We start from the raw sequence: 22,296 nt of genomic DNA, 5'->3' as shown, positions 1-22,296 counted from the left end.
GTAGCATATGAGTGAGAATTTATTGGAAGTAAAAAATCTGCAGGTATCCTTTCATACCTATGCCGGAGAAGTTCATGCGGTTCGGGGCGTAACATTCCATGTTGATTATGGAGAATGCATGGCGATCGTCGGAGAGTCCGGTTCGGGAAAGACGGTTACAGCAAAGGCGATATTGGGGCTTATCGAGCCGCCGTCCGGTGAAGTGAAAAAGGACAGCATGATTTTATTTGATGATAAGGATATATTGAAATTTACCGATAAACAATGGAGGAACTATCGCGGGAACGATGCGGCAATGATTTTCCAGGACCCGATGACCTCTCTGAATCCTACGATGAAGATAGGCAGGCAGATTACGGAGAGCATACAGATGCACAACAGGATGTCGAAGGAAGAGGCGCACAAAAGGGCTTTCAATTTGCTTGAGAAGGTGAATATCCCGAATCCCGGGGACAGGCTGAACCAATATCCGTATGAGTTTTCGGGCGGCATGCGGCAGAGGGTTGTGATTGCCATCGCTCTGGCCTGCAGCCCGAAGCTGATGATAGCAGATGAGCCGACAACGGCGCTGGATGTGACGATACAGGCGCAGATTATAAAATTGCTGAAGGAGATACAAAAGAACAACAACACATCCGTGATCATGATTACCCATGACCTCGGCATTGTTGCCGGAATGGCCGACTATATCAGTGTGATGTACGCGGGGAGAATCGTGGAGCAGGGAACGGTTTTCGATATATTCAACACCCCCCAGCATCCGTATACCTATGCGCTGCTTAAGGCTGTACCGAGTTTGAAGAATGAAAACAAATCAGAGCTGCGGATTATACCGGGAACCCCGCCGGACCTTATCGCACCGCCAAAAGGCTGTGGCTTTGCCAACCGCTGCCGGTACTGTATGAAAGTGTGCGGGCAGATGAGCCCTGAATATACTGAGCTTTCCGGGACGCATAAGGCGGCTTGTTGGTTGCATCATCCCAACGCCAGGAGGGCCTTTGGATTTGATGATGTAAGGGAGGTGTTTGAAGATGGCAGATAATGATAATCAGGAAATATTGCTGCATGTGGAACACCTTAAAAAATATTTTCCGGTAAGAAACAAGGAGACCCTGATGGCTGTGGACGACGTTTCATTTGATATATGCAAAGGGGAAACCATGGGGCTGGTCGGAGAGTCCGGATGCGGAAAGACCACCTGTGGAAGAACGATAATCGGGCTTTACCGTGCCACGGGCGGCTGCGTGGAATATAAAGGAAAGAATGTTACGAAGCTTGACGGCAAGGACAAGCAATGGTTCAAAAAAAATGCGCAGATGATATTTCAGGATCCATATGCATCCCTGGATCCACGGATGACCGTCGGAGATATCATTGCGGAGGGCATGGCAAATTTCAATCTCTATCCGAATCCGAAAGAGAGGGAGAAGAGAGTGCAGGAGCTGCTCGCTCTCGTAGGCCTCAACAAGGAACATGCCGGCAGGTTCCCGCATGAGTTTTCGGGAGGACAAAGACAGAGGATTGGAATAGCCAGGGCACTGGCAGTCGCCCCCGAGTTCATCATTTGCGATGAGCCCATATCAGCACTGGATGTATCCATACAGGCCCAGGTGGTGAACCTCCTGATGAAGCTGCAGAGGGAGCTTAAACTCACCTATCTGTTCATCGCGCATGATCTGTCCATGGTAAAGCATATTTCGGATAAGGTGGGAGTCATGTATATGGGGCATATCGTCGAGATGGCCGCAAGCGACGAACTTTACAGCAATCCGATGCATCCGTATACAAAAGCGCTTTTAAGCGCGATTCCGGTTCCGGACCCTGAAATAGAAAGGGGAAAGACGGTTCTCCCAATAGAAGGAGAGGTCGGAAGCCCGATAAACTGCAGGCCGGGTTGCCACTTTGCAAGCAGATGCAGGTTTGCAAACGAGCGCTGCAGCAGTGAAACGCCGGAACTAAAGGACAGGGGAAACAACCATTTCGTCGCCTGTCACCTGTTCGATCGTGCCAATGAGTAGCTGGTAAAAGTGCGATTAAGGGACGCTCAAATGCGTCCCTTAGATATGAAACGATTTTGTCGTTTCCTCTTTATTATATGGATATACTTGTTAATATGGAATATTTCTACATTACTTGACACATGTATTACTCTGCTTTATAATGTCAACGTTGAGATTGAGATAATTTTAACAATATTAGCCAGTGGGCTGAATAATTTGCATAAGCCGGAAGATGGAAGGGAAGTACCTTATGACGGGCGGCTGCAACAGATCCGTTCAAAAGGATGAAGGGAAAAATAAAAGAATTGAAGGGAATGCCGCAAAAAGATCCGGCATGTATAAAAAAGTTCTGACGTGGGGGACCATCGTTGTAATTCTGGTTTTTTGGATGCTCGTGACTTCTTTTCAATGGGTAGATCCGAAGCTTGTGCCGTCACCGCAGTCGGTATGGATTGCTTTCTTGGACATCGCCCGGAATGGGTATAAAAATCACACATTGTTTCAGCATATGGGAGCGAGTTTGGGCAGATTGATGGCTGCTTTTCTGGGAGCAGCTGCTGTAGCAGTCCCACTGGGTTTATTAAGTGGTTACAATACAGGATTCCGGGCAGTTCTGGAACCGATTATAGAGTTTTATCGCCCTCTTCCTCCGCTTGCCTACTACACCATATTGGTTTTGTGGCTGGGGATTGGCAATGCATCAAAGATTATGCTCCTCTTTTTGGCTTGTTTTGCGCCAGTTTATATTTCCTGCGTATCTGCCGTGATGAAAATCAAGGAAGATGATATCAACAGTGCGTACACGATGGGTGCAAATAAAAGGCAAGTGTTTTTTTATGTCGTTTTTCCCGCTTGTCTGCCGGACTTGTTTACCGGATTGCGGACAGCCCTGGGCGTCGGTTATACGACCCTGGTTTCCGCGGAAATGGTTGCCGCAACTTCCGGTCTTGGATGGATGGTACTGGATGCCAGCCGTTATTTCCGGAGTGACATTGTTTTTCTGGGCATTCTCATCATGGGAATCACTGGAGTTCTGCTGGACAGAAGCATTCAGCTTCTGGAACGCTGGCTGGTGCCCTGGAAGGGAAAAGAATAACGGCAACGGATAATCTTGCGGACAGGGAGTGAAAGGAAGACAGAAATGCGACAGAAAAGAATATTAAAACGGGCCTCATTCCTGATGGCTTTTTTGATGATACTGACAGGGTGTGGGAGCTCAGCATATCCGTCAAAAAACAAACAGGGAAATCCTGCTGCATCCGGGCATCCGTCAGCAGTGCCGAAGACTGTCAATATCGGGACCCAGCAGATACCAAATGACGAAGCCGTTGCTGCTGCAAAGGGCTATTTTGAAGAAGAGCTCGGGGTAAAAGTAAATATTCAGGAATTTCAGGCGGGAGATATCCGGAACGCGATGGTGGCTGGAAATATTGATTTTGCAATGCTGGGTTCTTCCTCTGCAGCGCTGGGTATTGCAAGCGGCATGGATGTGGAGCTGATCTGGATTCACGAGATTCTCGGGGAATCGGAAGGGCTGGCGGTACAAAACGGCTCTCAGATCCGTTCCGTGAAAGATTTGGAAGGGAAACGGATTGCGACACCCTTTGCCACAACGGCGCATTACAGTTTGTTGAAGGCTTTGGAGCAAAACCATATTTCGGAAAAAGACATAACGCTGTATGATATGCAGATGCCGGATTTGTATGCGGCCTGGCAGAGAAACGATATTGATGCCGCTTATGCATGGGAACCTACGCTGTCCAATCTTCGGGAGAACGGGAAAATCATTCTCTCCAGCAGGGAAATGGCGGATAAGGGAATTGCGACTGCCAACGTCGAAATCGTGAGGAAAGACTTTACGGAAAAATATCCGGATATGGTGACTCGGTATCTTCGTGCTCTGAACAGGGCCGTTGCTCTTTATCAGCAGGATCCGGATGATGCGGTAAGCGCAGTTGTAAGATCCATGAATGTGCCGGAGGCAGATGCATGGAGACAGATGCAGGGTTCCCTTTGGCTGACTGCCAAACAGCAGACGGATTCCTCCTATCTGGGGAGTACCTCTCAAAAAGGGGAAATAGTGGACTCTTTAATGAATATGGCTGATTTTCTGTATCAGCATAAAAACCTTGTTGACAAACCGAAACGGTCGACTTTTGAGCAGGCGGTCAACCCGGCTTATGCCGAAAAGGCACTGTGGTAGATTATGAGTAGATTAGGAATGGAGAATTTTGCGTGGAACAAATACGGGAAAGCCAGGGGCTGCCCATCCTTTCGCTGTGTGATGTGAATGTCCGATATCCCGGAAAGGAAGGTGGCATTCAGGCACTTCAATCGATCCGCCTTACTGTCCGCCCGGGAGAGTTCATTGGTATTCTGGGCCCTTCCGGATGTGGGAAAAGTACCCTGATGCGGATCCTTGCCGGCTTTATGCCGCCTTCCAGCGGCGAAGCCAGGATGGACGACAGGATCATTCAGGGGCCGGACTGGCGCCGCGGCGTAATTTTTCAGGAACCAACGTTATATGCCTGGCTGGATGTCCGGGAAAATATTGCTTTTGGCCTTAAAATGAGGAAATTTCCCAAAGAAGAAAGGCAGCGGCTGACGAAGGAATATATTGAGCTGGTCGGATTGACAGGCTTCGAAAGGAGTAAACCATATGAGCTTTCCGGAGGGATGAAGCAGAGGGTATGTCTTGCGAGGGCCCTGGTCAATCAGCCGGATGTGCTTTTGATGGATGAGCCGTTCGGTGCCCTGGATGCTTTGACAAGGCGGAATATGCAGAAGCTGACCAGGGAAATCCGGGAAAAAACAGGAAGCACCGTATTGCTCGTTACGCACGATGTGGACGAAGCCCTGTGCCTCGCAACAAGGATTCTTGTAATGTCCGCAAGGCCGGGAAGGATTCTGAGTGAATTCCGGACGGATTTCATCCGGCGGTTTTCCCAGGGGGAAGAAGGGGTGGAATATTTGCCGGAATACCGGGAGCTTCGTGAAAAAATCCTTGCGATTCTCCAAAACCAATATATGCAGTGAAGTGGCAGTAGCCTGCTGAAATCAAAGCATGACGGAGGTGCAGCAGCCTGCTGTCCCGTGGAGAAGGCGGAAGAATCTTTATAGCAATTATCAATAGGGAAACATCTGGAGGTTTGGAAAAAATGGAAAAGAAAGAACGAATTTTTGGAGTTGCTGTTTTTGTGGCAGCTCTGGCACTTGGAAAGAATTTTTTAAAGTCCGGTATCCTGTTCCGGCTGGTGGTTGGCATGGGACTTGGATACGCGCTGACAAGGGCTTACACAGGATTTGCGGGAAGTGTCAACCGCGCGTACCGTACCGGATCGACCAAACTGATGAGAACGATGATGTTTATGTTTCTTGTCAGCAGCGTGTTGAGTGCTGCATTTCTAATGAATTCGGATCCCACTGCGTATGATCTGTGGGTTAATCCGGTCAATTTTGGACTGATGCTCGGTGGGGTACTGTTCGGCTTTGGGATGGCACTTTCCTCCTGCTGTGCTTCTGGTGTACTCACGGACCTGGTGACGGGATTTCCGCGGGCGCTTATAACACTGTTGTTCTTTGGCATGGGAGTTTATCTGGGATTTCCGGTTCAAAATACCGCATCCTGGGTAAAAGATTCCTGGGTATCCACACCGGTCGGAGAAAAATTGAAAAAAGGCGGCGTCTTCTTCCCGGATTTGTTTTCATGGGACGGTCTGAATGGATATTTGGGTGCGATACTCCTGACCGCCCTGCTTTGCGGGATCGTGATTGCAGTTTCTTATCTTTATGAAAAAAAGCGTAAGGCAAATCACACCTTTACCGGCTGTGATACGGAAATCATGCAGGATAAGCCGGAGGAATCCGACAGTAAAGACTACAAACTGTTCAGTGAGCAGACCTATCAGCGCCTTTTTGTGAAGCCCTGGACGTTGAAGGAAGGAGCCATTGCCCTCAGCGTTTTGTTTGCCATTCTGATGGGAATCACAAAGGCCGGCTGGGGGGCCTCCACGCCATACGGGATCTGGTTCGGAAAATTGTTGATGGCTTTTGGGGTTTCACCGCAGTCCGTGGCAGACTTTGCTAAAATGGAACCGGGTGCTTATCTCCAGCCTTTTTTCCAGCACGGGGGTTCCGTGCAGAATTTTGGCATTATTCTTGGCACTGCCATTTACCTGCTGACAGCAGGCAGCTTTACAAAATCGTTCCGTGAGGGATTGCATCTTTCGTTCCGAGAAGTATTGGTCTATGCCCTGGGAGGACTTGCCATGGGCGTCGGCACACGGTTTTCGAATGGCTGCAACGTGGGTGCTCTCTATACCCCGATTGCGAACTTTTCCCTCTCGGGCTGGATATTTCTTATTTTCCTGGTCCTGGGCGGAATTGCAGGCAACGTGTTTGCCAAAAAAGTTTCAGGGGATTAGGCAGATTTCCTGATAGAAGATATGAAAAGAGGAGCTGTAATATATGGGTAAAAGAATATTGATTGTAGGCGGGGTGGCCGGAGGGGCTTCCGTTGCCGCAAGAGCGCGCAGACTGGATGAACAGGCTGAAATCATTATGTTTGAAAAAGGGCCTCACGTTTCCTTCTCCAATTGTGCACTGCCCTATTATTTAAGCAGAACGGTACAGGTAAGCAGCGCACTTGTCCTGATGAGCCCGGACCAGTTCCGGAAGCAGTATCGCATTGAAGCGAGAGTAAACTGTGAGGTGACCAGGATTATCCGGAAGGACAAGACAATCGTGGTCCGAAACCTGGAAACGAATGAGGAATATAAGGAATCCTATGATAAGCTTGTCCTTTCGCCGGGTGCAGCCCCCATCCGTCCGAAAAGTATGGAAGGCGCTGAAGGTCCGAATGTTTTTACCATCCGGAATGTTGTGGATATCCGGAAGCTGGACGATTATCTTACCGCCAATGATGTTAACAACGTGGCAGTTGTCGGTGGCGGCTTTATCGGTGTGGAAGTGACGGAAAATCTGATTCTTTCCGGAAAACAGGTCAGTCTTGTGGAGGCTCTCGATCAGATTCTGACGCCCTTTGATTACGATATGGCCCAGATACTTCACAAGGAAATGCTGGATCATGGGGTCAACCTGATCCTGGGGGATGGAGTCCGTAAAATCAGGGAAGATGCCATAGAATTGCAGTCCGGCCGCGAAGTCACCGCGCAGGCTGTGGTGCTGGCAATCGGTGTTCGTCCGGAGATCGGACTGGCCAGGGATGCCGGGCTTGAGATCGGGTCAGCCGGAGGCATCCGGGTGAATCATAATTATCTGACCAGCGATCCGGATATTTATGCTGTGGGAGATGCCATAGAGGTTTACAATCAATTGACCCGGCAGCCTGCCCGTCTTCCCCTTGCAGGCCCTGCGCAGAGACAGGCACGGGCAGCAGCCGACCACATGTATGGTATTCCACATAATCACAAGGGTGTAATCGGATCTTCCGTCGTCAGGCTGTTTGATTTGAATGCCGCAGCGACGGGCCTGAATGAGAAGAGTGCGAAAGCCGCAGGTATTCCCTATGACTTTTCCTATACCATTCCGCCGGATAAGGTTGGCCTGATGCCTGACAGCAGTCCATTGCACTTTAAGCTTCTGTATGGGTATCCGACAGGAAAGATTCTCGGCGCACAGGCAATCGGGAAAGGGGATGCCGATAAAAGGATTGATGTCATTGCCACTTTGATCTCAATGGGTGGAACACTGGAGGATCTGAAGGAACTGGAACTCTGCTATTCGCCTATGTTTGGCACAGCCAGGGACGCTGTAAATCATGCGGCACTGGTGTCACTCAATCTTTTGTATGGAAGATTCCGTCAGGTTCCGGTCAGCAAGGTCCGGGATCTGGTGGAAAGCGGTGCATTTATCGTGGATGTCCGGGAGAAGAATGAATTCAATCAGGGGCATCTGGTGAATGCAGTGAATATACCGCTGAGTGAACTGAGAGACCGGGTGGATGAAATTCCAAAGGACCGGACGGTTTATCTGCACTGCCGTTCCAGCCAGAGAAGCTACAATGCGGTTATGGCACTGCAAAACATGGGATATGACAATGTCGTGAACATTTCCGGCTCGTTCCTGGGAATTTGCTGCTATGAATATTATATGGACCAGGTTACGGAAAGGAAAAAGATCGTTACAGAGTATAACTTTAAATAAATAAAGTACCGATCGATGGACTGCGGCACCGGGTGGCAGATGCAAAAAACAAAGGAAAAAATATGGCAAAGCGCTCTGCATAATTAAGACGTAGGGCGCTTTACTTGATTATATGAATTATTGCTGATGTTGATTCCGATATTGCGCCGTTGTATAAATCCGCGATCATGGTAATCAGTTCTTTGTTCTTCCTGATATATAAGTTGGTTTTGTGTTTTGAGAACACAGATTGCAGAATTGCCATTCTGTCCTATTTTGATACAAGGATTTTGGTGTGGATAAGTTCAATTGGAATAAATGACTTTTCAAATCGTTCATCCATGGTATACTATTTTCGAGGAGCATTGAAATTTCAGGAAAGGAATTGATACTAATGGCAAAGATAATTTATGTCCCCCTGGATGAAAGGGCATGCAACTATATCTTCCCGCAAAGTTTTGCCCGGATGGCCGATGGGGTGGAGCTGCTGGTCCCGCCGCGTGAATATATGGGGGAGATGAAAATTCCGGCGGACTATAAGCGGATCTGGCAATGGATCTTTCAAAATGCGCCGGATTGTGAGTATGCCATACTTTCCGTGGATACTCTGGTTTATGGCAACATTATCAATTCACGGATTCATCACCGCAGCCGTGAGGAATGTGAAAAGACGCTGGACAACTTCAGAAAGCTGAAGAAACAGAATCCAGCCCTTCGGATCCATGCATTTAACCTTGTGGCCAGGGTGGCGGCCTCCAATGATTCCCACGAAGATCCGGATTATTGGGAGAATTACGGCAAACTGATCTGGCGTTATGCCTACCTGAAGGACAAAATCGATCGCGGTCATGCCAGCGATGAAGAAAAGGCCGGGCTGCCAAAGCAGACTGCCCGGATCCCGTCAGAATATCTGGAGGACTTTCTGGCGCGCCGGAAAGTGGACCGTTTTGTCAACCTTTATTGTGTTGATCTTGTAGGGGAAGGGATCTTCGATCTTCTCACCATACCCAAGGATGATACGGCGGAATATGGGTATGCAGCCATGGATCAGTCCGCCATTGCCAAAAAAGTTCGGGAAGAAAGGCTGATGAACCGGGTATTCGTTTATCCGGGTGCTGATGAGGTCGGCTGTGTGATTTTTGCCCGGGTTCTGAACCTGATTCATCACTATATGCCCCGTGTCTATGTTCATTATTCTTCCACGCTGGGGCCGGCGATTGTGCCGCTTTATGAAGATCGTCCCCTGAATGAAAGCATAAAATCGCAGATCACTTCCGTCGGTGGCATACTGGAAGATAATCCGGACCGTTCCGACTGTATGCTGGCGATTAATTCTCCGGGGAAATACATGATTGAATCTTCCAATCAGGGGACCAAGGACCTGACATTCTCCAGCCATATCAACATGCATGAATTCCTGCGATATATCGGGTACTATGTGGACAATTACCGAAAAGCCGTTGGCCTTGCGGAGGTTTCGGTAAGCAACGGCTGCGAGAATGAATTTATGGATTATGCTGCAATCTCCGGGGTATTGGACCAGGTACAGGCAGTCGGCGGCTGGAATACTTCGCAGAATACCATCGGCGTGGTTCTGGCCCAGACGGTTCTGGCAAGCTATTATCACCGCTTCCAAAAGAGCTTAAGACAATTCCGCCTGTCAGAGGAATTCAAGCTGCGCAGCATTGTCTGTGACTGGCTTTACCAGTCCAACGTTCTCCGGTCCTTTTTGAAAGAGACAAAAGGGAAGCTCGATCCATTTGCATTGGGAGAGAACCGGGAGGCAACCTGCAGCTATTTCAGGGAACATCTGGATGGGCTGATTCATCTGAAATTTGGAGGAAAGTATAAGGGCGCCGATATCGTTCTGGATCACTTGTCCTTTGACTGGGACGGTGCAAACTTTATCAATCTTCACGTTTCTCTGGAAAACATAAAGATGCCCGCATCGTCTTCCACGGTACCGATTCCGGAGATCCCGAAGTTTTGAACAAGAACCTTTGCCACATTGGGGGAAAGAAAGGCCGGAAGCGTGGGGCCAAGGTGAATGTTTTTGATCCCCAGGGACAATAGTGCCAGCAGGACCAGAACTGCTTTCTGCTCATACCAGGCGATATTGTAAACGATGGGCAGGTCATTGATGTCGTCCAGCCCGAAAGCTTCCTGGAGTTTCAGCGCAATCACTGCCAGGGAGTACGAGTCGTTGCACTGACCGGCATCCAGCACGCGGGGAATTCCGCCGATATCTCCCAGGTTCAGTTTGTTGTAACGGTATTTGGCACAGCCTGCTGTCAGGATAACGGTGTCCCCTGGCAGCTTTTTGGCAAACTCCGTATAGTAATCTCTGGCCTTTGCACGGCCATCACAGCCGGCCATGACCACGAACTTTTTTATGGCTCCGGATTTCACGGCACCCACAATGTCATCTGCCAGGGCCAATACCTGGTTGTGGGCAAAACCGCCGATGATTTCTCCGTGTTCGATTTCTTCCGGGGGAGCACAGTGTTTTGCCTGTTCGATGAGTTCAGAAAAGTCCTTTTTCTCACCGATGTCGCCGGGGATATGCTTGCAGCCGGGATGCCTGACTTCGCCTGTGGTATAAAGACGGTCCCTGTAGCTGCCCTTTGGAGGCACGAGACAGTTGGTGGTCATCAGGATCGGACCGTGGAACCGTTCGAATTCCTCTTTCTGTTTCCACCATGCATTGCCGTAATTGCCGATGAAATTGGGGTATTTTTTGAAAGCCGGATAGGAATTGGCCGGCAGCATTTCGGAATGGGTGTAAACATCTACGCCTGTGCCCTGGGTTTGCTCCAGCAGCATCTCCAGATCCCGCAGGTCATGACCGGAAATCAGAATGCCGGGGCGGGTATCCACACCGATATTGACTTTTGTCATTTCCGGATTGCCATAGGCAGTGGTGTTGGCCTTGTCCAGCAGTGCCATGCCCTTCAGACCGTATTCCCCGGTTTCCAGTGCCAGGGCGACCAGGTCGTCTGCGTTCCGGGAATCGTCCAGTGTCGCAGCCAGTGTGCGCTGAAGGAAGGCATCCACTTTTTCGTCATCCTGCAGCAGAACATTTGCATGGCTCGTATAGGCGGAAAGGCCCTTCAGGCCATATATGATCAATTCCCGCAGGCTGCGGATGTCTTCGTCTTTGGTGGAGAGCACACCAACTTCAACCGCTTTCACCTGAAACTCTGCCGGATCATCGGATGACCAGAGTGCGGCATCGGGCAGTGCTTTTTTATTCTGCACTTGCGCCTGCAGCTCCTGCTTTTTGTCCAGTGTTTCCTGGATACGGGCAGTAATGGCATCCTTGTCAAAATTCACGTTTGTTATGGTGGTAAAAAGATTCCGGGTGATCATATGGTTGACTTCGGTAGGAATTTCCTTTGCTTCTGCACGCAGCTGTGTGGTCACGGCGGAAAGGCCTTTGGTCACATACATCAGCAGATCCTGCATGGCGGCAACTTCCGGTTTCTTTCCGCAAACTCCGGCCTGTGTGCATCCGGTACAACCGGCAGTTTCCTGACATTGAAAGCAAAACATTTTATTTTGCATGAAATATCTCCTTTCTGGATTCATGATTGTCTTTTTCTTTCTTCTGTTTGTTCCTTATTGGAACAACTTAAGACTATCATGCGCAGCAAAAAGGTTCCGTAACATATGTTACGGGATGAATGCTCTTATAACAACTCTGCGGCCTCCGGAAGGACTTTTTGTGATCATTGCTATAAAATATGCTGCAGCTTTCCCATATCCGGAATGAAGATATCGTTTCGATGGATGGCAATGAGTCCGTCTGCCTGCATTTTCATAAGCTCCCGGGATACGGATGGGCGGGCGGCGTTCAGGAAATCCGCTAGTTCTTCCCGGTTCATGGGCAGAGTCACGTTGCCGTCGGAAGAAGAATACAGAAGCAGGGTTTTTGCAATTTTCCGGCGCAGGGTGGTGCAGGACAGTATCTGCAGTCTTTGATTCAGGTAGTAGGCCTTTTGTGCCAGTATGGAAAGCATATTGGAAATCAGCTTGCTGTGATAACGGCAGTTTTCCCCGCAGGTATGATACAAAAAGTCTCCGGGCAGATGCAGAACGGTTGCGGCCGTGGCTGCCCGGGCATAATGATCGTATCCCGTCTGCTTTGGGCCCTGTTGGTGCCGAAACAGATAGACTTCCCCAAAAAGCTCCCCCGGCTGATCAAATGTTGCCACAACACTGCGCTGCCCGTCGCTGGAGTCATTGCCTACCAGAACAGTTCCCTCCAGAAGGACAAACAGCTTTTCTGGAATTTCTCCCTGCCGGAAGATGAATTCTCCTTTTTCATAGGCAGTACAGATGGATTTGCTGCACTTCATGCACCCCTGTATTTCTGCACCGGACATGCCGGCAAACAGGGCACCTTTTTTCAGCCGGGAAACCATACTTTTTCTCCTTTCTGCAGGCTCATGTTTACCATGTGGACTCCCTGCGTCACTCTTTCCGTATGAGGTCAATATATATCATAACCAGGTCGGCCCTTGGCTCTGTACTGGATCATTCAATGCCGGGCTGTTCGGCTGGCTCTCCTGTACCAGGGTGTGTCAGGTTTTTCATCCAGTTGAACCGGTTGACCTTGACCACGGCAACAAAGCATTTTAAAATCTGATCGGATTTCAGACAGGCAAAGACCACCCAGGCCGGGGCGCCAAGGGATGCAGCAATCAGCGCCGAGGGCAGCACCACGCCAAATACGAAGATGGTATCATTTTTAAAGACAAAGGAAATGTCTCCGCCGCATTTTACCAGGCCAAAGAGGCAGGGACCCTGATAGGCTCCGCCAATGGTGGTAACAGCCAAAACACGGATCAGAAGAGCGGCTTCCCGCGCAGCTGCCGTGCTGATGCCGCCGCCGAATACACCGGAATAAAGATGGATAAAAGGTTTGCTGAGCCCTGCCACCAACGCTCCCGAGAGCAGGCCGACAAACAGGAAAATCACCTGGGTGGTCCGGGCATATTCCTTCATGCGATCGTATTCTCCGGCTCCCACCGTTTTGCCGGTAAGGATGCCGACCGCGGAAGACAAACCGGAGATGGTGATGTGAGCCAGTGTGCCCATGGTATTGGCGACGGATACCGCCGTGGCAATGGAAGCGTCAAAGAAATGTCCGAAGATAATGGAATTTCCCATCAGATTTACGCTCCATACCAGTTCGCCTGCGATGAGGGGCAGTCCGTAATGGAAAAAGTCATGCAGAAGCGTCCGGTCAAACCGTCGCATATCAGAAAGCTGAAGTTTGAGCTTTTTATCAAATACAAAAACATAGACAATAATCCCAGCCGCTTCGATGACACGCCCGATCAACGTGGACAGTGCTGCGCCGAATACGCCCCATCCAAGGCCGTAGATAAACACGCCGTTCAGGGAAACATCCACTGTCAGGGAGAGGAGGGAAATCGTCATGCCGATGGAGGTGGTTTCCACTGAACGCATGGCGCTGAGCAGCGCCTGGGTAACACAGAAGAAAAGATAGGACAGGGCAACGGTCCGCAGGTATACGATGCCTTCCCGGGCGACTCCCGGCTCGGAGGTAAAAATAGCGATCACCGTGCCGGGGAACAGCAGACAGACCAGAGATACGACTGCGCCGACGATAAGGGAGAGGCGTACTCCGATGGCGATAATGCTTTTGATGTTGGCGACATCTTTCTTCCCCCAGTATTGGGCGGAGAGAATCAGGATGACTCCGCTGATGCCGCTGGTGAACATCTGTACAAAGGTGTTGATCTGGCTGGCAAAGTAAACACCGGATACCGCTTCATCCCCCAGGGAGCTGACCATCAGGTTGTCCGCAAAGGAGGAGAGGAAGGCAATCAGGCCCTGGGCTGCCACCGGCAGGGCCAGGGTGATCAGGCTTTTGTAATAGGAACGGTCTCGGGTCAGAACGTGCATCAACAATGAACTTCCTTTCTCAGAGCTGCTCCTGAAACAGACTCATTTGCTCCGAAGGGGTGCGCAGCACGGCGTGTTCCAGACGTTCGTTGGGACGTACACTGCCGTTGTGCCGGACTTCATCGGTTTTTAGGTAGGAATTCCGGCTGTACAGGGCCTGTCGGACGGAAATCTGATAAATCAGGGCAAACCGGTTGGTAATGGAGCTTTGGCTCAAGTCGGAAAGACAGATCATCTGGGTATGGAACCTCCCGGCGATGCGCAGCATGGCTTCCAGCAGATGCCTGGAGGAAGTCTTGCCAAAGGGATTGTCGATCAGGAAAGCCCTCGTCGTGTTTTTCACACCGCTTTTTCCCATAATGCTGTCCCGGCGGTAGCTCATCAGGGCAGAAATCAACACAAAGCACGAAACGAACAGCTCGCCTCCGGAGTTTTCCACCAGCACTTCTTCCCAGGTGCGAAGCTTGCTGTTTGCCGGAATGCGGTCCACCTTATACAGCCAAACGGGAATATGGGCCGTGTCGGTTACCTGACTCAGCAGCTCCCGGTCGGAAAACAGGCTACTGATTCGTTTGCGCAGGGATTCCTCCCTCAGGGTACCTTCCGACTTTTCTGCCCGCAGTGTGGCAATACAGTTCTCCACATAGGATGTCATGCGCTCGGCCCCGTTTCCGTCCAGGGCTTCTGGAACGCCGATTTTCAGGGTCTGGCGGGGCGGGGCATCCGGCCAGATCTTCACATAGGATCCCCTGGAGAGTCTTTGCAGTCCGTCATAGAGGCTTTGTCCCTGAATCAGGGCATGCTGGACAATGTTCCTTTTATCCGTTTCCAGATGGGCCAGGTCGGATCTCAGGACGGCAAGGGTGTCCTGCAGACGGGCGGACTGTTCCACCATACGCTCGTAAACGAAATAATAGGCATCATACGTTGCGGCAGTTTCCTTCAGCGGAATGTTCTTCAGGTATTGGGACAGGATGGGATGCCGGCCCGAGTAGTTCCGGCGCAGGCCTTCCAGCTGGTCCCAAACAGCATACCTGGCTGTTCCGTTTTCCTCTTTTGCCTGGTCGTAGGCGCTTCCCAGACGGAGGATATCGATATCCTCCCAGGTCCCCTGGCGGGGCTGTGCCAGGGGAGGTACTTCCGCAGGAGCGATATAGCGCTGGATGCTGTTGGATTTTCCGTTCAGTTTCCTTTGCAGTTTGTCATACTCCGCTTGCTTTTTCCTGTATTGACGCAGCAAATCGTTTGCTTTCTGCCGGCGCCGTGGGTAATCCCCGAAGATCCGCTCTTTTGGCAGGGGTTGCTGCAGCCCGGCGGCAGCAAGGGCCTTTTTGACCTGCTCCATACGCTCCTGGGCAACTGCAGTGTCGGCTTCCACTTTTGCTGCTTTTTTCTGCGCGTCGTCTGCCTTCCTTTCCAGTTCCCGCTCCTTCCTTTCGGCACGGGAAAGCGCCTCTTCGGAAAAGGACAGGCTTTCATATTTGGAAGGGGAGAGATGCCGGTATCGTTGGAGGGATTTTCTTGCAGACTGCTCTGCTTCGGCTTCATCGTCGATCCGTGCCTGAAGGAGCTTTTCATCCCTGTTTCGCTGGGAAAGGATATCCTGGTAACGCTCTTCCAATACGGGAAGACTATCGGTCAAAGGTTCTGCAGCCCGGGGAATGTCCTGGGGCTCCCCCAGTTTGTTACGCTTTCCGGTGTACTCGTCCCGCTCCTGGCGAAGCTGCTTTTCCTCCGTTTCCATCCCGTCCAGATGTTTCTCCAGACTGCGGGAAAGTTCCCTGTTGTCTGCAATCTGCTGCTCCAGGAGACGGAGTTCGGCTTTCAGCTCCCGCTTTTGTTTCCGGTCCGCCACATATTGTGTATTCTGATCCAGGAAATCGTGAAATCGATCCCTGTCCCGGCAGGCTTTTTCCATTTGCCCTTCGTTTTGATGCAGCGCTTCCGCAATCCGGTCCGATTCTTTGCGGTTCTGCTCCATTTCCTCTTTCAGTTCTCTTCTGCGCAGGGTGATTTTCCGGTAGGTTTCTTCCGCTTTTGCCCTGGCCTCCGAGTATTTCTCCCTGCTTTCCGCAGTATAGGGAAAGGCTGTCAGACTGCGCAGGTCGGCTTCCATCCGACTGTGTTCCTCTTCCAGATGTTTCTTTACAGCAGTCTGCTGTTTGATTTCCTGCTGCAGCAGTTCAGCATATGCCTCCCGGGTCTCCGACCGCAGGCTTTGTTCATTGTAAAGGCAGGCCAGCCGGAGCTCCGGAGGAAACTCCACGATCCGGTCCGTTACCTGTCGGACTGCAGCAATGTCTTCAAATGCCATAACCGGGCAGGCCCGGTTCAGGGCTTCTCCATCCGCAAGGGGGAGATGTCTGAGATCCGCCCGGGAAACCAGGAAGCAGAAGGGAAGCATGGGATTGGCCTTCAGACAGGCATCCTGTGTTTCCTGATCCAGCCTTCGCAGATAGGTCTCACCGGTATCGAATACGATTCCTACTTCTTCCAGAAGTTCGCCGAACCGGCGGGCGGTATGCAGGTTGCCGGATTCACAGTCCCGGAAGGTTTCCGCAGAGGAAAGGAGCCGCCTTTGGGTGCTTTCCCATTCCTTCTGCGCCGCGGTCAGGGCCTGCTCCATGATATTTTGGCAGGCGTGTTTGTCATAGAGGAGTGCGGGATCCATCTTCTGCCGCTCCAGCACTTCCTTTCGTTCCCTCTCTGCTGTTTCAAAGGCTTCCAGTGCCTGTTTCTGCCGTTCCAGGGCAATGCCGGCTTCTTCGTGTTCCGCTTCGAGAGTTTCCTGTTCTTCTTTTCGGCTGGCTTCCCGTATCCGGTTTTCTTCTGCAGATCGCTTCAGCTTTTTCCTTTTTTCATCCAGGGAGGCTGCCCGGTTCTGCAGTTCTTCCTGAGCCCGTTGAATTTCCTGCTTTGGCACTTCTCCCAACAGGTTCCGGGGAAGGGAAAAGGAAAGCTCCTGCAGTATTTTTTCTTCTTCCAAACGGAAGGTTTCTGTCCGCTGCTCCAGTCTGCCTATGGCCTGAGTATCCCTTTGCCACTCTGCTTCCCGATCTTTTCCCAATTCATCTGCTTTGGCAAGCTTCGTGAGGCTTTCTTTCCGGTTGGCTTCCAGATGAGCAAGCTCTGACTCCTTTTGTTTCAGCACTTCCCCGTATCGCATCCAGAGAGTTCCGACCATCCGGTTGAAATCTTCGTCTGATCGGCCGGCACGCAGCTTTTGCAGCTGATTCATCAGGGAGAGCCGTCTTTCCCGTGCTTCCCGGCGCGCTTTGGCATACTGGGCAGCTTCCATGCATTCCCGTTCCTCCCTGGCCTGGATTTTTTCCTGATTTACACTGCTCAGCAGGGAGTGGGCCTTTGCCAACAGCTCCTGCTGCAGTCCGGCAGCTTCTTCTTTCAGCAGGAACTGTTCCGAAACTTCCTCCCTTCGGATCTGCTCCAGATTTGCATCCTGTTTTTCTTCCCCCGCGGCAAATTCCGCTCTTTTCCGCTCCGTTTCCTCCTGTTGCTGCAAAAGAAATCGATGGAGACCGGAAAGTTCCCCTGCCATTTTTTCGGATTCCTCCAGCTTGCCGCACAGATCGGAGATGCTCTGAAGAAAGTCGTCCGTTTCCTGCGAGAAAGCTTCCAGCAATTCTTTTTCCTGCAGTTTGTCTTCCTTATCCAGAATGGAAGACATAAGGGTACGGAACAGCTCGGTGAGCTCCGAGCTGCCCTGGCTGAGTTCCTCGGACACGGTTTTCAGGATCCATCGATCCATCAGGCTGTCGGAGGTTTTGCAGGCGGCAAACAGTTCGTCCACACCGCCTTCCTTGTCGTTGACGTCGGCAATGAGCTTCCATTCCTCCGGCAGGATGCCATACTGCCGCAAAGCCGCCCGGTAGGCTTCGCTTTCATCGAAGGCAAAGCAGCGGAGCCGGAAGGAATCGCCTTTGGCCTGCTGGAGCTGATTGCGGGCCGCTTCATAGGGTATATAGGTTACGCCGCCTTCCCGGTGCTCAATCAGGGGAATATTGCGGATATCGTAGGCATTGGCTTCATTATAGTAGTTGAGAAAGGTAAAATATTTGGTCCGGGATGTCTGATCGCCGGACTGGCCGATGGAGCACATGGCAATCCCCGTCAGCAGATAAAAAGGCTGTTCCGTATTGTCCAGCTTCCATTCCAGCATGATATAAGTGGGAGCGCTGGTCCGGGAAAGATAATAATCGATTTTTCGCTTATGGATGCGGCGGGTGGGAAGAATGGGCTGCAGCATCATCTGTACCAGCACGCTTTTGCCGCCGCCGTTGGCAAGATTGAGAAGCATGTTCTCCCCATCGCAGCTGTCATACATTTCATCCAGGATGATACGTCTCTCCCAGCTGACATTGGCAATTCGGATCCGATTGATTTCAGGCATGTTGGTTTCCGGCCTCCTCCTTTGCGAATAGATTCTGGATTGTGGCAATCCGTTCCTCACTGAGGTAGTAATGCACCATCAGATCATCCAGCCGCCGGGTCGTGCGGATTTCCTTCTGCTCATCATAGAAGGTCAGCAGCTTTTGCTTTTCCAGCAAGCGGCAGGCTTTCAAAACAGTTTCTTCCCGGGAAGTACGTCGGTTCTCCTCCCGGACGGACAGATTGTTCCAGACCTGGGTCACCTGGGTGAAATTGATTTCCATCTGCTCCTGCCAGACCGGGGCAGCCTGCCCGGCGGGGACGGAAAGACGCCGGTCCAGCTCAGCCACAATATCTCTGATCTGCAAAAAGGGGGTGCGCTTTGGATCCGCGTTTCTCCCGCCGAAGAACAGGTACAGAATGATCATGATAATATAGCACTGCAAAAAGGCATCCACTGTACGGGCGGTACTGCCGATGCCCTTGCGCATGTCCCCCAGCGATATGCTGAGAATGGGATTGTCCATCTCCGGCACCAGATATACTGCGTGAGGGACTTCCACCAGGTGAAATGCCAGCTCCTGGGCAAAATCCTCCAGCTCGGACCGGACTTGCGGATCCTTGAAATCGGCAAACAATTCCGGCTCACCGGTATCGTTCAGCTCTCCTTCCGTCAGCAGTATCCTTAAAATATGCAGCGTTTCCTTCATTTTTCCTTCCTTTCCATTTCCACTTCAAAGAGAAAATCATCCATTTCAATCTTCGGCGTTTCCGTGATACCCTCCGTCACTGCACAGGGAGGCAGGGTGCAGGCAAACATCCGTCCGGCTTTTTTGATCCGGACGCACTTCAGCCCGTAGAAATCCGGGTGCAGACGGCCGATCTGCCCCAGGCAAAAGGACAGGTCAAATTCCCCTGTGCTGTTCTCTGACCATTCGGCATGTTGCTTTTTCCACAGACTCAGGTCAATGCTTTCGGTTTCATAAAGACGCAGTATGGCAAGGAACAGAAGACGTTCCCTGTAAAGTTCCTCGAACCATTCCTCCTTTTGGAGAGAGGTATAAAACGATGCAAAGGAAAAGCCCTCCGGATGGGCTGCAGAAAAGCAGAGCAGTTCATTTACCACCCGGACATGGGAGCGGTTGCGCCAATTCCGGCGTTCCCTTGCCTTCTCTTCGGATTCCATCGATTCCTCTTCCCGGGATTGTTCCTGATCCGATTCCCGTACTTTGGCCTGTCGGTCATAGATCAGCTCCAGGTTCAGGAACCGGGGAAATTCCGGCTGGAACAGTGGAGCCAGAAGACCGCGGCTGAGGCGGTCCATTTCCTTCGGTCCCTTAATGGTACAGGATGCAAGGGGGATAAGGATCTGATCCTCCATATTATATCGCCGGGTGGAGTGAAAAAGAATGGAATCCGCCAGAACATTCAAATACAGTTTTTTCATTGCTTCGCACCGGATGAGCATCTGTCTTTGGAGGGAAAGGGCACGCCGTACATTGTCCAGGATGCCGAGGACTTCCTGTCGGGCTTCCAGGGCGCTGTCGTCCAGAGAACCGCGGCGTCTTTCCTCTTCTTCAAACTGGTTCTGCGCAAGCTGTACTTTCTGTTCGATGCCCTGCATGGTTCCGTATTCCCCGGCCAGCATGGCATCCACGCTGTGCATCAGTGCATCATAATCCTGACCCGAAATGGAGGATAAATCCCCGCGGATCTGACGCTCGAACTGTTCCAGCTCCCGGCGTTTCTGAATCAGCATCCGCACAAGTTCCTGGCTCTGTCCAATTGCTTCCTTATAATAATGCTTCTCGATCTGCATCTGCAGACGAATTTCCTCCATCTGAAAGCCCAGCTGGTCGTCCACTTCCTTGGTGCGGAAGAGAAAGTCATATCCCTGTTTGGTCAGTTCAAAGACGATCTGGTTGCGGTCATTGACCGAATCGGCAATCAGACGGACGGTCCATTCCCGAAAGCCGGCGGAATAATCCATCGCCTTATAGGTGCGTTTCACACCCTTGTTCTGAAGGATGTCCTTCACAAGGTACCGGGCCAGGGTGTCAGTTTCTGCCGGGGAAAAATGTTTGCCATAGCACGGAAGAATGTCTCCCAGAAAGCCGGAGATGCTTTCCAGAGTACAATCATGATCTTCGGAAAGGGTGCGTTCCATAATATATACCAATACGGAAAAGAGCAGATTGTCGATCTCATGCGGTGCAAACTGCTGCTCGATATCATTGCTCCGGTTCAGCCGGTTTACGACAGAGTCCACTGCGGCAACGAACTCCATCCGTTTTTCAAATCGGTCGAGAAAGTCAAACATCACGATCCTCCGTTATATCCACTGTATCCGTCAGATGGTGCTCCAGGAACGGACGGTTCAGGATTTCCTGGGGAAGGTACCGTCCGCCGGCCAGCAAGGTTTCGATTTCGTCGGCCTCTTTCGGAGAAAACAGCCCGAGAAAGTCTGGCAGTCGTTCCGGCTTGGTCTGGCCGGTATGGGATTTTCCGTATCCGACTTTCTGACTGCGCTTCAGCATTGCCTGATAAGCGGGTAGAAACAGGGAAACGGAAAGGGAGGGATTTTCGGCTGACACGGAAAGAAAAATGTCAATCCCGGCGTAATCCAGATCGCCGAAGTACAGAAACTGCGGGCGTTGATTCGGCAGGAGGGAAGCGTATTCCTCCAGAGCATGGGGACGCGTGGCTTTCCTGCCTTCTCCCAACACCACGCCGTCCAGCCGTACTCCAAATAATCTGTGCTTTTCAGGAAACTGCAGCAGCAGTCTTCGCAGCGTATACCAGGTGTCCTTGTTTTCCAGGATCAGCAGGGCGTGGATTTCGTCTCCGGCGAGATAATCAAAGAAAGGCTCCGGCGTCGGATAATAATTGAGGCGGTTTTCCCATCTGTTAAAGCGCAGGACGCTTTGGCAATGGGCGCTGTCCAGCACTTTTTCCCGGTTCCAGATGGAAAACGCCCGCTCGTTTTTTGACATGGGCGCCTCCGGACGGTTTTTGCTGCTTTTGAGATAGCGGCTCAGGGGAAGGAGGATGTCCCGATGTTTTCGATACAGTCCGGGCTTTTTCAGATACCCGGAAATATTCAATTCCGTGGAAAGCTGCTTGATTTCCTCCAGAACATTGGAGTCATCCCTTGCCGGGCGCAGAATACGGTACTTCAGCCGAAGAGGCGGCACCATGCCATTATTGTTGCGGGGAGAACCAACCGGGCGCAGCAGACCGGTCTCCTGCAGCTGCGTTATGGTAGCATGGAGCTCCCTGTAGTCGGCAGGAGAGATCCATTCTCTCAGCTGGTCAAGGGATAAAAAGGTGCCCTTTTGCTGTTTGATTTGAGATATGATGTTATTCTTTATCATTTGCTTCGCCTGCTCTTTCAGAATAAACAGAGTATCATGTTTTCACTTGCATTCATGTACCATTGTGTTCATAATAACATAACTGTTTTTGACAATGGTACAATGATAAGCGAATAAGGTTTATATTTTCCATTGTATAGAAACATGCTCACTTATGGCTTGTATTTGAGTAACCAGCGCATCAATTACCCGGCGTCTATCATCGAAGCTCACACTGTCCAATCGCTCAAATATCCAGATATACGCTCTATTTGTGACGATGAAACCGAATTAGTGGACAAGTCCGCAATCAGCTTTGTTTGTGCTTGCCTCTGTGTGTCTAATTCCTCGATGCGACTATTCGCATACTTCAACAGAGTGGGGTTTGCGCCTGTGAGCGTGTCAAGGAGTTTTTCTATTTCTCCTTCGATTTTTGCAAGTCCGGCGCGGGCGGGATAGCGTCAATTTACTGTAGGGAA

Annotated in this window: 15 protein-coding genes; 8 read left to right on the top strand and 7 right to left on the bottom strand. The window is 51.0% G+C overall.

Translation table 11 applies throughout. From position 1 onward, the window contains the following. Positions 1–7: 7 nt before the first annotated feature. The 8 genes from QBE55_02950 (at position 8) to QBE55_02915 (ending at position 10,134) form a co-directional block, all read left to right on the top strand. Positions 8–1,042 carry an ABC transporter ATP-binding protein gene (locus tag QBE55_02950; protein ID WZL79141.1) on the top strand — a complete coding sequence of 345 codons (1,035 nt, stop codon included), beginning with the start codon at positions 8–10 and terminating at the stop codon, positions 1,040–1,042. Next, positions 1,032–2,018 (top strand): ATP-binding cassette domain-containing protein, encoded by a 987-nt coding sequence (locus QBE55_02945; GenBank protein WZL79140.1) that lies wholly within the window; start codon positions 1,032–1,034, stop codon positions 2,016–2,018. The genes QBE55_02950 and QBE55_02945 overlap by 11 nt, the downstream gene beginning before the upstream one ends. A gap of 232 nt (positions 2,019–2,250) precedes the next feature. Then, positions 2,251–3,096 carry an ABC transporter permease subunit gene (locus tag QBE55_02940; protein WZL79139.1) on the top strand — a complete coding sequence of 282 codons (846 nt, stop codon included), beginning with the start codon at positions 2,251–2,253 and terminating at the stop codon, positions 3,094–3,096. A gap of 45 nt (positions 3,097–3,141) precedes the next feature. Next, on the top strand, positions 3,142–4,203 hold the full coding sequence (locus tag QBE55_02935) for an ABC transporter substrate-binding protein (GenBank protein ID WZL79138.1): 1,062 nt from the start codon (positions 3,142–3,144) through the stop codon (positions 4,201–4,203). A 32-nt stretch (positions 4,204–4,235) separates the two neighbouring features. Then, positions 4,236–5,036 (top strand): ABC transporter ATP-binding protein, encoded by an 801-nt coding sequence (locus QBE55_02930; GenBank protein WZL79137.1) that lies wholly within the window; start codon positions 4,236–4,238, stop codon positions 5,034–5,036. A 122-nt stretch (positions 5,037–5,158) separates the two neighbouring features. Continuing rightward, positions 5,159–6,424, top strand: a complete 1,266-nt coding sequence (locus QBE55_02925) for a YeeE/YedE family protein (protein ID WZL79136.1) — start codon at positions 5,159–5,161, stop codon at positions 6,422–6,424. Positions 6,425–6,467: 43 nt separating this feature from the next. After that, positions 6,468–8,165, top strand: coding sequence for an FAD-dependent oxidoreductase (locus QBE55_02920; GenBank protein ID WZL79135.1), 1,698 nt, complete (start codon positions 6,468–6,470; stop codon positions 8,163–8,165). A 373-nt stretch (positions 8,166–8,538) separates the two neighbouring features. Further along, entirely contained in the window at positions 8,539–10,134 is a 1,596-nt protein-coding gene (locus QBE55_02915) for a DUF4127 family protein (protein WZL79134.1), read from the top strand. On the opposite strand, the gene hcp is transcribed toward QBE55_02915, so the two are convergent. From hcp to QBE55_02880, 7 genes are all read right to left on the bottom strand, one after another. Then, on the bottom strand, positions 10,059–11,708 hold the full coding sequence (gene hcp, locus QBE55_02910; GenBank protein WZL79133.1) for a hydroxylamine reductase: 1,650 nt from the start codon (positions 11,706–11,708) through the stop codon (positions 10,059–10,061). The genes QBE55_02915 and hcp overlap by 76 nt on opposite strands. A 170-nt stretch (positions 11,709–11,878) precedes the next feature. Then, positions 11,879–12,568 (bottom strand): Crp/Fnr family transcriptional regulator, encoded by a 690-nt coding sequence (locus tag QBE55_02905; protein WZL79132.1) that lies wholly within the window; start codon positions 12,566–12,568, stop codon positions 11,879–11,881. 112 nt (positions 12,569–12,680) lie between these two features. After that, a complete protein-coding gene (locus QBE55_02900; protein WZL79849.1) occupies positions 12,681–14,078 on the bottom strand; it encodes an MATE family efflux transporter in 1,398 nt (465 codons plus the stop codon). Positions 14,079–14,097: 19 nt separating this feature from the next. Then, entirely contained in the window at positions 14,098–18,486 is a 4,389-nt protein-coding gene (locus QBE55_02895) for a hypothetical protein (protein ID WZL79131.1), read from the bottom strand. Next, positions 18,479–19,174: a DUF6063 family protein gene (locus QBE55_02890; GenBank protein ID WZL79130.1), complete on the bottom strand. Its 696-nt coding sequence runs from the start codon at positions 19,172–19,174 to the stop codon at positions 18,479–18,481. The genes QBE55_02895 and QBE55_02890 overlap by 8 nt, the downstream gene beginning before the upstream one ends. After that, on the bottom strand, positions 19,171–20,784 hold the full coding sequence (locus QBE55_02885) for a hypothetical protein (protein ID WZL79129.1): 1,614 nt from the start codon (positions 20,782–20,784) through the stop codon (positions 19,171–19,173). The genes QBE55_02890 and QBE55_02885 overlap by 4 nt, the downstream gene beginning before the upstream one ends. Beyond that, a complete protein-coding gene (locus tag QBE55_02880) occupies positions 20,777–21,838 on the bottom strand; it encodes a hypothetical protein (protein ID WZL79128.1) in 1,062 nt (353 codons plus the stop codon). Before QBE55_02880 ends, QBE55_02885 begins: the two co-directional genes overlap by 8 nt. Between the last annotated feature and the right edge of the window lie 458 nt (positions 21,839–22,296).

The organism is Eubacteriales bacterium mix99 (genome assembly GCA_038396605.1).
Lineage (GTDB): Bacteria > Bacillota > Clostridia > Caldicoprobacterales > DTU083 > UBA4874.
This window is presented reverse-complemented; position numbering and strand designations above follow the sequence as displayed.

Coding starts and splice junctions, on each gene's coding strand:
- QBE55_02935 (WZL79138.1), top strand. CDS start 3,142: ATGCGACAGAAAAGAATATTAAAACGGGCCTCATTCCTGATGGCTTTT.
- QBE55_02900 (WZL79849.1), bottom strand. CDS start 14,078: ATGCACGTTCTGACCCGAGACCGTTCCTATTACAAAAGCCTGATCACC.
- QBE55_02945 (WZL79140.1), top strand. CDS start 1,032: ATGGCAGATAATGATAATCAGGAAATATTGCTGCATGTGGAACACCTT.
- QBE55_02885 (WZL79129.1), bottom strand. CDS start 20,784: ATGTTTGACTTTCTCGACCGATTTGAAAAACGGATGGAGTTCGTTGCC.
- QBE55_02950 (WZL79141.1), top strand. CDS start 8: ATGAGTGAGAATTTATTGGAAGTAAAAAATCTGCAGGTATCCTTTCAT.
- QBE55_02940 (WZL79139.1), top strand. CDS start 2,251: ATGACGGGCGGCTGCAACAGATCCGTTCAAAAGGATGAAGGGAAAAAT.
- QBE55_02915 (WZL79134.1), top strand. CDS start 8,539: ATGGCAAAGATAATTTATGTCCCCCTGGATGAAAGGGCATGCAACTAT.
- hcp (WZL79133.1), bottom strand. CDS start 11,708: ATGCAAAATAAAATGTTTTGCTTTCAATGTCAGGAAACTGCCGGTTGT.
- QBE55_02905 (WZL79132.1), bottom strand. CDS start 12,568: ATGGTTTCCCGGCTGAAAAAAGGTGCCCTGTTTGCCGGCATGTCCGGT.
- QBE55_02895 (WZL79131.1), bottom strand. CDS start 18,486: ATGCCTGAAATCAATCGGATCCGAATTGCCAATGTCAGCTGGGAGAGA.
- QBE55_02890 (WZL79130.1), bottom strand. CDS start 19,174: ATGAAGGAAACGCTGCATATTTTAAGGATACTGCTGACGGAAGGAGAG.
- QBE55_02925 (WZL79136.1), top strand. CDS start 5,159: ATGGAAAAGAAAGAACGAATTTTTGGAGTTGCTGTTTTTGTGGCAGCT.
- QBE55_02920 (WZL79135.1), top strand. CDS start 6,468: ATGGGTAAAAGAATATTGATTGTAGGCGGGGTGGCCGGAGGGGCTTCC.
- QBE55_02880 (WZL79128.1), bottom strand. CDS start 21,838: ATGATAAAGAATAACATCATATCTCAAATCAAACAGCAAAAGGGCACC.